Source organism: Paludisphaera sp. (assembly GCF_037189885.1).
GTDB lineage: Bacteria > Planctomycetota > Planctomycetia > Isosphaerales > Isosphaeraceae > Paludisphaera.
In genome coordinates, this window is the sequence record NZ_JBBCIR010000004.1 from 16,956 (window position 1) to 31,609 (window position 14,654).

The 14,654-nt window shown below is 72.5% G+C and carries 9 protein-coding genes; 6 read left to right on the top strand and 3 right to left on the bottom strand.

Annotated elements, in window-relative coordinates; genetic code table 11:
* The first annotated feature begins 201 nt into the window (after positions 1–201).
* Positions 202–1,440: a serine hydrolase domain-containing protein gene (locus tag WG209_RS00690; RefSeq protein WP_337173060.1), complete on the top strand. Its 1,239-nt coding sequence runs from the start codon at positions 202–204 to the stop codon at positions 1,438–1,440.
* Between the two features lie 27 nt (positions 1,441–1,467).
* Here WG209_RS00690 and WG209_RS00695 read toward each other — a convergent pair whose 3' ends face one another.
* Both WG209_RS00695 and rsmH read right to left on the bottom strand, forming a co-directional pair.
* Entirely contained in the window at positions 1,468–3,669 is a 2,202-nt protein-coding gene (locus WG209_RS00695; protein ID WP_337173061.1) for a LysM peptidoglycan-binding domain-containing protein, read from the bottom strand.
* Positions 3,621–4,580 (bottom strand): 16S rRNA (cytosine(1402)-N(4))-methyltransferase RsmH, encoded by a 960-nt coding sequence (rsmH, locus tag WG209_RS00700; RefSeq protein ID WP_337173062.1) that lies wholly within the window; start codon positions 4,578–4,580, stop codon positions 3,621–3,623. The genes WG209_RS00695 and rsmH overlap by 49 nt, the downstream gene beginning before the upstream one ends.
* A 325-nt stretch (positions 4,581–4,905) precedes the next feature.
* Here rsmH and nusB point away from each other — a divergent pair, with 325 nt between their 5' ends.
* The 5 genes from nusB to WG209_RS00725 all read left to right on the top strand — a co-directional run bounded on the left by nusB (position 4,906) and on the right by WG209_RS00725 (position 12,420).
* Positions 4,906–5,391, top strand: a complete 486-nt coding sequence (gene nusB, locus WG209_RS00705; RefSeq protein WP_337173063.1) for a transcription antitermination factor NusB — start codon at positions 4,906–4,908, stop codon at positions 5,389–5,391.
* Positions 5,388–6,215, top strand: coding sequence for a PHP domain-containing protein (locus WG209_RS00710; RefSeq protein ID WP_337173064.1), 828 nt, complete (start codon positions 5,388–5,390; stop codon positions 6,213–6,215). Before nusB ends, WG209_RS00710 begins: the two co-directional genes overlap by 4 nt.
* A gap of 215 nt (positions 6,216–6,430) precedes the next feature.
* The gene (locus tag WG209_RS00715) at positions 6,431–8,401 is read left to right on the top strand and encodes a redoxin family protein (RefSeq protein ID WP_337173065.1); all 1,971 of its coding nucleotides are present in this window, start codon (positions 6,431–6,433) and stop codon (positions 8,399–8,401) included.
* 192 nt (positions 8,402–8,593) lie between these two features.
* Entirely contained in the window at positions 8,594–11,068 is a 2,475-nt protein-coding gene (locus WG209_RS00720; protein ID WP_337173066.1) for a DUF2339 domain-containing protein, read from the top strand.
* A complete protein-coding gene (locus WG209_RS00725; RefSeq protein WP_337173067.1) occupies positions 11,065–12,420 on the top strand; it encodes a DUF3999 family protein in 1,356 nt (451 codons plus the stop codon). Before WG209_RS00720 ends, WG209_RS00725 begins: the two co-directional genes overlap by 4 nt.
* A 22-nt stretch (positions 12,421–12,442) precedes the next feature.
* Here the strand turns inward: WG209_RS00725 and ppk1 are convergent, their stop codons facing one another.
* Positions 12,443–14,644 (bottom strand): polyphosphate kinase 1, encoded by a 2,202-nt coding sequence (gene ppk1, locus WG209_RS00730; protein WP_337173068.1) that lies wholly within the window; start codon positions 14,642–14,644, stop codon positions 12,443–12,445.
* Positions 14,645–14,654 lie beyond the last annotated feature (10 nt).

Sequence of the window (14,654 nt, forward strand, 5' to 3'; positions counted from 1 at the left end):
CCATTGTAGACGCGCCGGCGCCGCGACGCCTCACCCCGCCGACGCCTCGCGACCGATCGGACCCGCGCCACGCGAACGCCCCGGCCGGAATCCGCCGCTCGGGACTTTGCGGGGGTCTCGGACGTGATCTATGCTCGATGGATTCGGCGTCGATGTCGCCGATGCGATCGAACAGGATCGGGCCGAACAGGAGGGGGCGTCATGACCCACAGGCGCGACTGGTTGAGGGCGGTTCTGGGGGCGGGGGCCGCGACGTGCGGGGGCTTGGCCTGGGCCCAGGAGCCGGCCGCGGGGGACCCGTCGACATCGCGGCGCACCGTCCGCCGCCCGGTCCTCCCGGATCCGACGCGCAACGCCTTGCGGCCCGTCCTGGAGCCGTGGGAGACGCGCCCGCCGGAAGACGCTCGCGCGCGGATGCTCCTGGAGGAGGTCCGGGCGAGGCACAAGTTGCCGGGGCTCGTCGGCGCCATCATCAAGGGGCCGGCCGTCGTCTCGGTCGCCGCCGTCGGGGTCCGCAAGGCCGGCGAGGACGACCCCTTCCGGACGACCGATCGCATCCATCTCGGCTCGTGCACCAAGGCCATGACGGCCACCCTGATCGCGACGCTCTACGAGGAGGGGGCGCTCGGGGCGTCGAGCACGCTGGCCGAGGTCTTCCCCGATTACGCCGATCGGATGCACCCGGACTTCCGCGGGGCGACGCTCTCGCACCTGCTGACCCACCGCGCCGGCCTGCCGCACGACGCCGACTGGTGGGGCGCTCCGGGCCTGACGCCGACCGAGAAGCGCTACGCCGTGCTTCGGGAATCGTGCTCCGTCCCCCCGCGCTCCCTGCCGGGTCGGAAGTACGAGTATTCCAACGTCGGCTACGTGCTGGCCGGTCTGATGGCCGAGCGGGTCACGGGGGCGTCGTGGGAGAACCTGACCCGCGCTCGGATCTTCGAGCCCTTGAACATGTACACCGCCGGCTTCGGGGCGCCCGGCATGGACGCATCCAGCCGGGAGCCGCAGCCCTACGGCCATCAGCGGACGCTGGGCCGGCTGAAGCCGATCCGCCACGACAACGCCCCGGTGATGGGGCCGGCCGGGACGGTCCACTGCTCGATCCTCGACTGGGCCAAGTTCGCCATCGCCCACCTTCGCGGCGAGCGGCCGGGGGCGAGGCTGCTCATGCCCTCGACCTTCCGCGATCTCCACACGCCCGCGCCGGGGACGGAGTACGGCGGCGGGTGGCTGGTGCTCGACCGTCCCTGGGCGGGGGGGAAGGCGCTGAATCACGCCGGGAGCAACACCATGTGGTACGCGAACGCGTGGCTGGCGCCGGCCCGCGACTTCGGCGTCCTTGTCGCGACGAACGTCGGCGGCGGGTCGACCGACAAGGCGGCCGACGAGGCCGTCGGCGCGCTGCTGGGCCGCTACCGCGAGGCCTTCGCGGGCTGAACCCCGACCCGACGCCGACCGACGGCGCTACTCGGCGTCGTCGGGGAGTTCGAGGACCTGCCCGGGGGTCAGGCGTGACGGGTCGGGGATGGCGTCGCGGTTGAGGTCCAGGATCTCGCGGTGGCGGCGCGAATCGCCGAGGCGGTCGCGGGCGATGGACCGCAAGGTCTCGCGCGACCGCACCCGGTGCACCGGCGCGGCGCGTCTGGGAGCGGGGGCCTCGTACTCCTCGCGCGGGGCGCGGCGGCGTTCGCCGCGGTCGGACGCCCGCTCGGCGTCGGGGTCGGTGCTGGGGAGGTCCAGGTCGCCTTCCACCATCCGCGAGCGTCGGAGCCTGGGAGCGTCGGACGCGACGCGGGGCGTCGGTTCCTCGGCGGCGTCGGGGTCGCGGTCGCGGGCCGACATGCCGCCGGGGGGGTCGATCAGCGAGGGGTCCAGGTCCTCCGGCGGCGGGATCCGGATCACCGCGCCGACGTACAGATCCTGAAGGCGCTGGAACTGGTCGGAGTTCGCCTGGCCCAGGGCCTTGTAATAGCGACCCGAGGCGTAGTGGGTCCGGGAAATGGTCCAGAAGTTCTCGCCCGGCCGGACCTTGTGCAGGATCGTGTCCAGCTTGCCGTCTTCGTCGCGTGCCGGCGCGGCCTGGTCGGCGGCCATCGCGGCGGCGTTCGCGACCGGCGCGGCGGCGTTCGCGACCGGCGCGGCGACCGCGCTCGGGGAGGAGATCCGGATGGGGGCGGCGGGGGCCGAGGGGGCCATGTCCGCGAAGAAGTCGTCGCCGCGCCCGGATCGGCCGTCGAACCCCTCGTCGAAGAGTTCCATGTCGCGAGGGTCCAGCCTGGGCGGCCCCCCGGTGTGCTTGATCGGGACCCAATCCTCATCGTCGTCGTCCGAGGCGGGCGAGGAGGGGGCCGGCGCGGCGGCGGGCGCGCTCTCGAACGTGGGCAACTCGGCGGCCGGCGCCGCCGGCATCACCGGCGCGGCCGGCGTCGCGACCGCCGGAGGAGCCACGGGCAGGAACGGCGCGATCCCCGCGGGGGGCGCGTCGGTCGGCCGGGGCTCCGCCGGCGGGGAGGGCGAGGGCGAAGGGGTCGGCGTCGGTGTTGGGGCGATGGTCGGCGCCGGGAGTTCATCGACCTCGTCCGGCTCGGACGCCGGCGTCGCGACCGGGGGAAGATCGTCCGCCGGGGGAGCCGCGGGGGTCGCCGGAGCCGAAGGGGTCATCTCGGCGGGGAGGTCGACGCCGGGGGCCGGGCCTTCCGGGGCCGTCGGCGCCGGCGCGGGGATCTCGGGTGGGAGGTCGACGTCGTCGTCATCGACGTCGGCTGCCGGCGACGGCTCCGGGATGTCTGGCTCGGACGGGGAGATTTCGGGCGGGAGGTCGTCGCCGGCCGCCGGCGCCGGCTCCGGCGCGGCGGCCGGCGCGGGGGCCGGCGGCGCGGAGCCATCGGTGTTGATCTTGCCGGGATCGGTGAGGGCATCGGCCGCCGGCGCCGGGGCCGGGGCGTCCTCGTCGGGCTCCGGGGTTTGGGAGTTGAACGCCAGCAGCATCCCGATCGGCGAGGGGGCCTCGTCCGGCTCGGCCGGGTGGTCGACCTCCGGGGGGAGGGCCAGGTCGGGCAGGACCGCCGAGGTGCGCTTCACGCCCTCGGACGCGGCCGGGGCGGGGGCCGGGGCGGGGGCGGACGACGCAATCGGCGCCTCCTCGCTCTGGACCGGCGTCGGCGGCTCCGATTCGGCCGCGATCGCGTCCGCGTCCTCGCCGTCTTCCGTATCCGCGACGAGGGGCGGGGCGTCTTTCCCCTCGCCGCCGGGCAGCGCGGCCGAGGACTTGCCGGGCGGGGGGATCTCGACGACCGGCGCGCGGCCGCGCTTCTGCGAGAGCACGCCGCAGAGGACGAGCACCGACAGCCCGACGGCGACGGCCGCGCGCGGGTAGGCTCGCGCCAGGGCCAATCCCCTCAGCGTCGCCGCGAGGAGGAGCCCTCCCACGACGCGGACGATCCCCAGCGCACGCGCGGCGGCCGGCGGGGAAGAGGCGACCGGCGCGCCCTCGTCGACCGGCTCCTGCTCGACGACCGGCGTGGCCGGGTCGATCGGCGGGTCCGCGGGCGCCTCGACCGCCTGGGCGGTGGGCTCGATCTCCTCGGCGGCCTCGGGGACGTACACCGCGTCGGGGATCAGGGCCTGGGGCTCGTCGGGGTCGGGATAGGTTCCTGGTTCGACCATCGTTCGGCCACCCTAAGTTTGGCGCTACGGGCGCGGGGGTTGACGGCCGTTTCCTCGGCCGTCGCGGTCACGGGTTTCCTGGTCAGGACGGTCCATCGGTCGTCGTTGCGGAAGGCCCACTTCACGCGGCGGTCTTCCAGCGAGTGGAAGCTGATGATCGCGGCGCGGCCGCCGGGGGCGAGAATCCCGGGCAGCTCGGCGAGGATCTTGTCGAGGTGCCCCAGCTCGTCGTTCACCAGGATGCGCAGGGCCTGGAATACGCGCGTCGCCGGATCGATGGGGCCGTGCCTCAGCTTCCCGGGGATGCAGCGGCGGACCAGTTCGGCGAGCTGGCCGGTGGTCTCCAGCGGCCGGGCGTCCCTCGTCTCGACGATCCGCCGGGCGATCCGGCGGCTGAACCGTTCCTCTCCGTATTCGTAGATGGCGTTCGCCAGGTCCTCCGCGGACATCTCGGCGAGGAGTTCGGCGGCGGTCGGCAGGCCGGACGTCGGGTCGAACCGCATGTCGAGCGGCCCGTCCGACCCGAAGCTGAACCCGCGATCCCTCCAGGCGAGCTGGTCCGACGAGAGCCCCAGGTCGAGCACGACGCCGTCGACCGTCCCCGCCGCGATCCCGAGGCCCGCCAGCCCCTCGCGCATCTCGCTGTAGGGGGCGTGGACGAGGTCGACGGGGAGCCCTTCGGTCGCGGCGCGGGCCAGCTCCAGCATGGCCGGGTCGCGGTCGAAGCCGATCACGCGGCCGGTCTCGCCGACGCGGCGGGCCAGCGCCGACGTGTGTCCCCCGGCGCCGGCGGTCCCGTCGACGAGTGTCGAGCCCTCGCGGGGCGCGAGCCATTCGACCACCTCGTCGAGCAGGACGGGGCGGTGGACGGCCTTCCGGCGCTCGGGGGGGTCCGGCGGCTCGCTTGGCACGGGATGGTCGCTCGGCTGGGGGACGTGGCGACCCCCGATCCGTCGCCGGGGCCCGCCGGAATCTAATCGACCGCCCGTCCCCGTCAACCCCGAGTCCTCGGCGGCCTCCGGCCAGGACGGACGATCCCTCCTCCACTGTCCATCGTCGTCGCCTCGCGCGCGGCTTGAGCCGAAGACCGCCGTTCCATTCCCCTTTTCGACCGGGGAGGGGGCCCGCTATGATGGACCCAGCCGGGCGCCGCCGTCGACGCGACGGGACGAGAAGACCAGGGACGGCCGGGCCGCGCTGTTTGTTCGAGGCCCCGACGGCCGAAGCGAGAGGATCATGACCCGACGTTCCCGAGGCCGCGAAGTGGCCCTCCAGGTGCTCTATCAACTGGAGCAGAACTCCGGCGTCGTCAACCCCGAGGCGCGCCGCTTCATCGAGCGGAGGTCCCTCGGCGAGCGCGACCTTATCCTCTTCACGCTGGGGCTCGTCGAGGGGGTCAAGAAGCATCAGGCCGAGATCGACGAGGCCATCAAGCAGGTGGCCGAGAACTGGCGGCTCGACCGCATGGCGGCCATCGACCGCAACATCCTGCGCCTGGGCGCCTACGAGATCCTCCACGGCGAGACCCCGGCCAAGGTCGCCATCAACGAGGCGTTGGAACTGGCCAAGCGCTACAGCACGGCGCAGTCCAGCCGGTTCGTGAACGGCATCCTCGACAAGGTCCTCCAGACCAAGAAGCCCGGCGGGGCCGGCGACGAGGCCGAGGCCGCCGCGGACGTCGAGGCCGCGACGACGCCCGCCGAGGAAGGCGCCGCCGAGTGACCCGCCGCGACGCCGACCTGCACGTCCACACGACGCACTCCGACGGCGCGTGCTCCCCGTGCGAGGTCGTCGTGGCCGCCGCCTCGGTCGGCCTGGCCGCCGTGGCGATCACCGACCACGACACCGTCTCCGCCCTGGCCATCGCCCGCCCCGAGGCCGACCGCCTGGGCGTCGAGCTGGTGCCAGGGGTCGAGATGACTTGCGAGTACCAGGGCCGGGAGATCCACCTCCTGGGCTACTACTTCCGCGAGCACCCGGCGCTGCTCGCGGCGCTGGGGCGCCTGCGGGAGGATCGCGCCGGCCGGTTCGCCGCGATGGCGTCCCGCCTGGAGGAGCTGGGGATGGTCGTCGACCTGACGGCCGTCCGACGCTGCTTCCCCCGCGCCACGCTGGGGCGTCGGCACCTGGCGGAGTACCTGTTCCGGACGAAGCAGGCCGCCAGCGTCCGGGAGGTCTTCGACCGCTACCTGGCCGACGGCAAGCCGGCCGAGGTCCCCAAGGCTCGGCTCGACGCCTTCGAGGCGGTGGCGCTGACGCGCGAGGCCGGCGGGGTGGTCTCGTGGGCCCACCCGCCGCACAACCTGAAGCTGGAATCGCTGCGGGCGCTCGCCGAGGCCGGCCTGACCGGCATCGAGGTGGCCGGCCCCGGCGTCCAGAACCGCGTCGGCCGCCGCTTCCGCGACTGGGCCGCGCGGCTGGACCTGGTCCCCACGGCCGGCTCCGACTTCCACGCCCCCGACCGCCCCGGCCGGCGCGTCGGCGCCTACCTCTGCCCCCAGGCCGACCTGGACCGCCTCCGCGAGCGCGCCGCTCCCCCGGCGTAGGCCCGCCACCCGCCCGGACGGCCGCGGAGGCCGGGATCGGGAGGTGCGACAGGCGGGGATTTCCCCGGAACTCGCTCTGGACGAAAGGGGCGAGTTGGGGTCCACTCCGAGGATCGTGGACGCGGGGCCGGCGCGCCCCGGCCGATCCGCGGGGTCGGGCGAGGGCATGCGGGCGCCGGGGGCCGCTCCGGCGGCCGGGATTCAAGGAGGAGATCATGCGGAAACTCGGTTTCGCGGCGACCTTGGCGATCGGGTTGGGGGCGGGCTCGCCCGCCACCCTGGCCCAGGCGCCCGCGTCGCAGGGGATCACGCCGCAGGCGATGCTGGCCCTGAAGCCGGCTCAGTCGATCGGCGTCGAGTACGAGACGCCCACCGACCAGGCCGCCATCGACGCCTGCAAGGTGGAGACGCTGACCGAGCAGGGCCGCGTGATCGGCTACCTCCTGCGCGACGGGCAGGGGAGGACGCTGCGCCGGTTCCTGAGCACCAAGGGGGGCAAGGGCCTCGACCAGTGGAGCTACTACCAGGACGGCTTCGAGGTCTACCGCGACCTCGACCTCGACGGCGACCGTCGCGCCGACGAGTGCCGCTGGCTCAACGCCGGCGGGACCCGGGTCGGGGTCGTCCGCGACAACAAGATCGTGGGCTGGAAGCGGATCTCCGCCGAGGAGGCGACCAAGGTCCTCGTGCAGGCGCTCGCCGCCGGCGACGCCGGGCTCGTCGACTCGCTGATCGCCACCGACGAGGAGCTGACGGCCGCCGGCTTGCCCAAGGAGGTCGTCGGCAAGGTGGTCGACGCCCCCGACAAGCGGGCCGAGCAGGTGGCCGAGCTGGCCGCCGCGATCAAGGCGGCGGGCGAGAAGGCCACCTGGAGCAAGTTCGACGGGACCCTCCCGCACGCCCTGCCGGCCGACTCGGCCGCCGGGCTGGCGAAGGACGTCGTCCTGTATGAGAACGCCATGGTCTTCATCAGCCCGCCGACCGCCCCCGGGGGCCAGCCGTCCAAGCTGACCATGCTCCAGGTCCCCGAGATGATCCAGCTCGGCGACGCCTGGAAGTTCGTCGACCTCCCCCGGGTGGTCGACCCCGAGAAGCCGATCGTCGCCTCCGCCGCCGGCATCCGCTCGGCCCTCTACGAGTCGGCCGAGATCCCCGGCGGCGCGCACGACGAGGAGATGGAGGCCGCGCTCAAGGCGCTGGCCGAGTTCGACAAGGCCAACGCCGAGGTCCTCTCCGGCGCGGGGGAGAGGCGCGACATCGCCGCCGTCCACCTCAAGCGAGTCCCGCTGCTGAAGGGCGTGGGCGCCGCCGCCAAGGACGCCGACGAGCGCCTCAGCTACGAGAAGCAGGCCGTCGACAGCCTGATCGCCGCCTTCCAGACCGGCGCCTGGGCGAAGGGCCGCGAGACGATCGAGGGGGTGGTGAAGGCCGGCGGCCCGCTGGGCTCGTACGCCTCGTACCGCCTCATCGGCGCCGACTTCGTCCTCCGCAACGAGGAGCCCAACGGCAACTTCGTCGCGAATCAGAAGAAGTGGATGACCGACCTGGAGGCCTTCCTCGAGGAGTTCCCCAAGTCGGACGAGGCCCCCGAGGTCTGGCTGCAACTCGGCAGCTCCAACGAGTTCAACGCCGAGGAGGACAAGGCCCGCGAGGACTACAAGAAGCTGGTCTCCGACTTCCCCGAGACCCTCGCCGGCCGCAAGGCCGCCGGGGCGCTCAAGCGGCTCGACCTGGAAGGGAAGCCGCTGGCCCTCAAGGGCGCCGGCGCCGACGGCGCGCCCGTCGACACCGCGACCCTGGCCGGCAAGCCGGTCCTCATCGTCTTCTGGGCGTCGTGGGGGGGCCAGACGGTCAGCCGCGAGCTGCCCGACGTCGCCAAGCTCGCCGAGAAGAACGCCTCCAAGGGGCTCCAGGTCGTCGGCGTCTGCCTGGACAACGACAAGGCCCAGCTCGAGGCCTTCCAGAAGGAGCACAACCTCCCCTGGCCCCAGATCTTCGAGCCCGACGGCATCGACGGCCGGCTCGCGGTGGAGTATGGCATCATCTCGCTGCCGACGATGTTCCTCGTCGACGCCGAGGGGAAGGTCGTCAACCGCAACCTCCGCTCCGCCAGCGAGGTCGAGCGTCAGCTTGAGAAGGTGCTCTCCGCCTCCAAGCCCCAGTCGGTCGCCGTCGGCGTGAAGTGACGCCGAGGCCGGATCGCTAGCCATCCCGAGAGGCCGGGGCCGCCCGCCGTCGCGCGGCCCCGGCCTCTCTCGTTTCGAACTTTCCGCTCGCGGCGTCGTCCTCGCGCGTGTCACACTCGATCGCCGGATCGCCATGGGAGACTAGAACTTGGTCACGCACCAGCCGTCGAGGCGCTACCCAGGATCCCACCCATGAACGGTCTCAACCTCTTCTTCTGGGGGCTCGGCCTCACCCCTTACATCATCATCGGGCTGCTCGCCTGGCTGGTCGCGCAGTCGCGACACCAGACGTCCCGGATCGAGGACCTGGCCGCGCAACTTCGCGAGATGCGCCGGGCTCTCAAGCCCCCCGCGCCGTCCGTGCCCTCCCGGGAAGTCGCGACCGAGCCCGAGCCGAGGCCCGACGAATATTCGCTCGCCCAGGCCGCCGCGCCGCCCGCCGATCGGCCCATCACGATCGACGAGCCGGCACCCTGGACGCCGCCGCCACGGCCGGTCCCGACGCCCGTCGCCGCCTCGCGTCCCAGGCCGATCCCGCCCCCGACGCCTCCTCGGCAGCCCGGCCGGTTCGAGACGGCGGCGTGGGACGCGCTCGCGAAAATCGGCAACTGGATCATGGTCGGCGAGGAGCACCGTCGGCCGGGGGTCTCGGTCGAGTTCGCCGTCGCCAGCACCTGGCTGCTGCGGCTGGGCGTCCTGATCCTGGTGACGGGCCTGGGCTTCTTCCTCAAGTACTCGATCGATCGCGGCTGGGTCGCCCCGGAGGGGAGGGTCGCGATGACGATCGTCGTCGGCGCGGGGCTGGCGGTCGGCGGCATCAAGCTGCTGGCGGGGCGCTATCGACCCCTCGGCCACGCGTTGCTGGGCGCGGGGATCGCCGCGTTCTACTTCAGCATTTACGCGGCGTGGGCGTTCCATCACCTGATCGACATGGCGCCCGCGTTCGGCCTGATGGCCATGGTGACGGCCGCCGCCTGCGTGACGGCCGTCCGGTTCGACTCGCTGCTCGTGGCCGTGCTGGGGATCTGCGGCGGGTACGCGACGCCCCTCCTGCTCGGCGGGTCCAGCCGCGACTACCAGGGGCTCTACGCCTACCTGCTGCTGCTCGGCGTCGGCGTGCTGGCCGTCGGCCTGCATCGCAACTGGCGGCTGCTGAACTACCTGGGCCTCGCGGCGACCTACACCCTGTTCCTGGCGACGCTGGTCGACTACACGCCCGACCGCTTCCTCGCGACGTTCCCGTACCTGGTCGCGGTCTTCGCGCTGGAGTCCTTGTCGATCATCGTCTTCAACGTGCGGCGACGCCGGGAGTCGACGCTGTTGGAGTGGCTGGCGCTCTCGGCCAACGCCGCGATCTTCTTCCTGGCCGGCGGCATGATGGTCAACGCGTCGTTCGGCAGGATCGGCGCCTCGACGCTCGCCCTGAGCCTCGCGGCGTACCACCTGGCGCACGCGGTTTGGCTGATGAAGCGACGGGTTGAGGACCGCGGCCTGACGTTCGGCTTCCTGGCGATCGCCGGGACGTTCGTGGCGATCGCGATACCCCTGGCCCTCTCGCCTCGATGGATTACGGCGGCCTGGTCGGCCCAGGCGCTCGCGACGCTCTGGCTCGCGGGCAAGACGCGCAGCGGGTTCCTCCGCAAGATGGCCCTGGCGCTGTACGGGCTGGTCCTGCTCCGGTTCGGCTTCGTCGACCTTTCGATGTCCTACGGGGCCGCGTCGGCCGCCGGCCTGTCGCCGGCCGCGTACCTGGCCCAGATGATTCAGCGGCTCGTCGCCCTGGGCACCCCGATCGCCTCGATCGCCGGCGCGTCCTACCTGCTGCGTCGTCCGGGGATGGCGTGGGACACGACGCTGGACGACGGCGAGGCCCGCGAGGAGGTCGTCGATCGCGCGACGGCCGCGGCGGTCCCGATCGCGGCGGCGATGACCTTCCTGTTCCTCAACCTGGAGGTCTTCCGGACCGTCGGCGAACTGTTCCCCCCGGCTCGGCCGCCGGCTCTGACGTTCCTCTGGATCGGGGCGTGCTTCCTGATGCTGTCGCGCGCGGCCGTCGGGAACGTGCTGGCGGCGGCGGCCGTGGTGCTCGGCGTGTCGGCGGTCCTCTTCAAGCTGGTCATGGTCGACATGTCGACCTGGGGCCTCGACCAGTCGCTGACCTACGCCGGCCCGTACTCGCCGCTCGTCGCCCTGATGCGCGCCCTCGAATTCGGCGCGATCGTCGGCCTGCTGGCCTTCGCGACGCCCCGGCTGGGGAGGCTGGCGGGGAACCGGGATGACGCGGAGCGGCTGCCGTGGCTCGCCGCCGCGACGGCGATCCTCCTGGGCTTCATCTTCCTGACGCTGGAGACGAACACGCTGTTGGCCCGCTTCGCGCCGACGCTCCGAGCCGGCGGCGTCTCGATCGTCTGGACCGTCTACGCCCTGGGCTTGATCGTGGCGGGGATCGCCCGTCGCGACGGGGCGCTGCGCAAGGTCGGCCTGGCGCTGTTCACGATCGTGGGATTCAAGGTCTTCCTGGTGGACCTCGCGGAGCTTGACCCGCTGTATCGGATCGTCGCCTTCCTGCTGCTGGGCGTCCTGACGCTGTTCGGGGCGTTCCTGTACCTCCGCTCCGAGTCCGTCTTCGCCCGGACGATCGACGACGTCGAGGAGGCCCGCCGATGACCGCCGCCCGCCTGGTGCTGTCCACGCTCCTCGTCTCGGCCGCCGCGTCCGCGCCGGCCCAGACGACGTTCAAGTACCGCCGCGACATCCTCCGCGACGATCCGACCGAGGCCGTGACGGTCGTGCCGCTGGACGCCCCGGTGTACGCCGGGACGCGCGACGGCCTCCCCGACGTCCGCCTGCGGGACGACCGGGGCGAGGAGGTCCCGTTCGCCATCCGCGTCCAGACGAAGGGCCGGAGCGTCCTCGTCCGGGAGCCGGTGGCGAGCCGCGTCGAGTCGCTGAAGGTGATCGAGGGGGAGGCGCTGGAGGTCGTGACGGTGCTGGAGGACGACGCCCCCGAGCCCGACGGCGCCGCCATCCAGACGCCGCTGGTCGACTTCGAACGTCGGGTCCGCGTCCTCGGCTCCCTCGACGGCGAGACCTGGACGCCCCTGGCCGAGGGTCGCATCCTGGACTACTCCCGCTTCATGGACATGCGCGACGTGGACGTGGCGTTCCCCGCGCGTGGGTTCCGCATGTTCAAGTTCGTGATCGAACATGAGTCGGACGAGCAGCGGTCGCCGTACTACCAACTCTCCCGCGCCCGCGACGGGGACGAGGAACGTCGGGCCGAGACCGAGACGATCCTCCGCCGGCCGTTCCGCGTCGACCGCGTCGCGCTCCATCGCGCGGTCCGCGGCGTCGAGGGGGAGGAGCCCACCACGACCCGCGCGGCGCTGGCCGTCGAGCGCGTCGAGGTCGACCCTCGCGAGCGCGTGACGCGGATCGAGGTCGCCGCCGGCCGGCTGCCGCTGACTCGGCTGTCGCTCCGCGCGACGAGCCGCAACTTCCACCGCCCCGCGCGGGTGCTACGGCCGACCGACGCCGGCTGGGTCGACGTGGGCCGGGGCACCCTGTCGCTCTACCAGCTCGGCGACTTCCGGCGCGAGGAGCTGACGCTCGACTTCCCGGAGACCCGCGCGGACCGGCTGCGGATCGAGATCGAGGACGGCGACAGCCCGCCGCTGGAGGTCGTCGGCGTGGACGGCGATTCGGTCGATCGGCGCGTGGAGTTCGTCGCCGCCGCCGGCCGGTCGTATCGGCTGGAATACGGTTCGGACGCCGCCGACGCCCCCCGACACGACGCCGACGCCGTGCTCGCGGCGCTGGGCCCGGGCGCCCCGCAGGAGGTGGCGACGCTGGGCCCAGTCGTCGCGAACCCCGACTATCGCCCGTCGCCGCGGCGGGCCGTCGCCCTGGGGGGCGCGTGGATGCTCCTCGCCGTGGTCGTGATGACGGTCGTCCTGGCCTGGGCCATCCTCCAGGCCGTCCGGCGGGCCGATAAGGCGCCGACGGACGGCTGGGGATGAGGGCCGTCGCGGCCCGTCGCGCTCAGTCGCGGCCGCGGGCGCGGCGCTCGGAAGGTTCGAGATCCGGCGGCGTGACGGGGGTCATCGGGATGCTGGAGGCGTGCTCCACGGCCAGGCGCTGGAACTCGACCTGGGAGCGGATGGCCGGCGCGCCCTTGCGGGGCTCGACCCGCTTGTAGGTGCCGTCGGCCTGAAGCTCGCGCGCCTTGACGTTGTCGGCCAGTTGCAACGCCAGCAGCTCGTCGACCATCCGCTTGAGCGGCGGGGACTCGATGGGGAACATCAGCTCGACGCGGCGGCGGAAGTTGCGGGGCATCCAGTCGGCGGAGGAGAGGAAGACCTCGGGCTGGTCGTCGTTGGCGAAGTAGGCGATCCGCGAGTGTTCGAGGAACTTGTCGACGATGCTGCGGACCTTGATGTTCTCCGAGGCGCCGGGGACGCCCGGCCGGAGGCAGCAGATGCCGCGGATGATGAGGTCGATCCTCACGCCGGCCTGGGACGCCTCGTAGAGCAGGGCGATGGTGCGGGGGTCGACCAGGGAGTTCATCTTGGCGACGATCCGCGCCGGCTTCCCCGCGCGGGCGTGGTCGGCCTCGCGGCGGATGAGGGTGGCGAGGCGGTCCGCCAGGTCCATCGGGGCGACGACCAGTCGCTTCCAGGCGTGGCCCTGGGAGTAGCCGGTCAGCAGGTTGAACAGGGCGCTGGCGTCCTCGCCGATCTCGGGCCGGCAGGTGAAGTAGCTCAGGTCGGTGTAGAGCCGGGCCGTGGTGTGGTTGTAGTTCCCGGTCCCCAGGTGGACGTAGCGGCGGATGCCGTCGTGCTCGCGGCGGACGACCAGCGCGGCCTTGCAGTGGGTCTTCAGCCCGACGATCCCGTAGACGACGTGGACGCCCGCCTTCTGGAGCAGCCGGGCCTTGTCGATGTTGTTCTCCTCGTCCAGCCGCGCCTGCAGCTCGACCAGCGCGGTGACCTGCTTGCCGTTCTCGGCGGCGCGGATCAGCGCGGAGATGATCGGGTTGCTGTCGGCCGTGCGGTAGAGGGTCATCTTGATGGCCAGGACGCTGGGATCCTCGCTGGCCTGCTCGATGAACTGGACGACCGTGCCGAACGACTCATACGGGTGGTGGACCAGGAAGTCCTGCTCGCTGATGGCGCGGAAGACGCTCTTGCGGCCGGTGAAGGCCGGCGGCATCTTCGGCTCCCAGGGGGGCTCGCGGAGGTCGCGGAAGCCCTCCAGCTTGTAGAGGGCGTTCAGCACGGTCAGGTCGACCGGCCCGGGGACCCGGTAGACGTCGCGCTCCTCCAGCTCCAGGGCCGAGACCGCCAGGAGCTGGGCCAGGAAGTCGTTGTCGACCCTCTCGGAGATCTCCAGGCGCACCGGGGCGCCCCACTTGCGCTGGCGGAGGTTCTCCTCGATGGTCGAGAGCAGGCTGCTCTTGACCTCGTTCTCCTGGATGGAGAGGTCGCTGTTGCGGGTGGCGCGGAAGGCGACGCGCTCGACCGTGCGGTACCCGCCGAACAGGGCGTCCAGCCGGGGGCCGATCACGTCTTCCAGCAGGACGAATCGCTTGCCCCCGCCCGGCTCGTCGGGCAGGGGGACCAGCCGCGGGATCACCGAGGGGACCTGGAGCACGGCGTAGACCAGCCGGCCGTTCTGGTTGATCGACTCGATCCGCAGCAGGAGGTTCAGGCTCTTGTTGTGGACGTGCGGGAACGGGTGGGCCGGGTCGATCGCCAGCGGCGTCAGCACCGGGTAGACCTGGTCGCGGAAGTAGCCGTCGAGGAACTCGACCTGCTCCGGCGTCAGGTCGGCGGGCGCGCAGATCCGGATGCCGTGGGCCTCCAGCTCGGGCCGGACCTCCTTCAGCCAGATGTCGTACAGCCGGGCGACGAAGTCGTGGGCGCGCCTGGAGATCTCCAGGAGTTGCGCGAGCGGGCCCATGCCGTCGGGGGGCGGGTCCTGGGGCTCCAGGCTCTCGTAGAGCTGGGCCTGCAGCCCGGCGACGCGGACCTCGAAGAACTCGTCGAGGTTGGACGAGCAGATCGCCAGGAACTTGAGCCGGTCGAGCAGCGGGTTCGACGGGTCTCGCGCCTCTTCCAGGACGCGCTCGTTGAACTCCAGCCAGCTCAGCTCGCGGTTGATGAACAGGCTGGAATCGACGACGGCGGGCGCGACGGCGGCCGTCGATCCCCCGGGGCTGTTAGCGTTCTTCGACTTTCCCACGCGATGACCA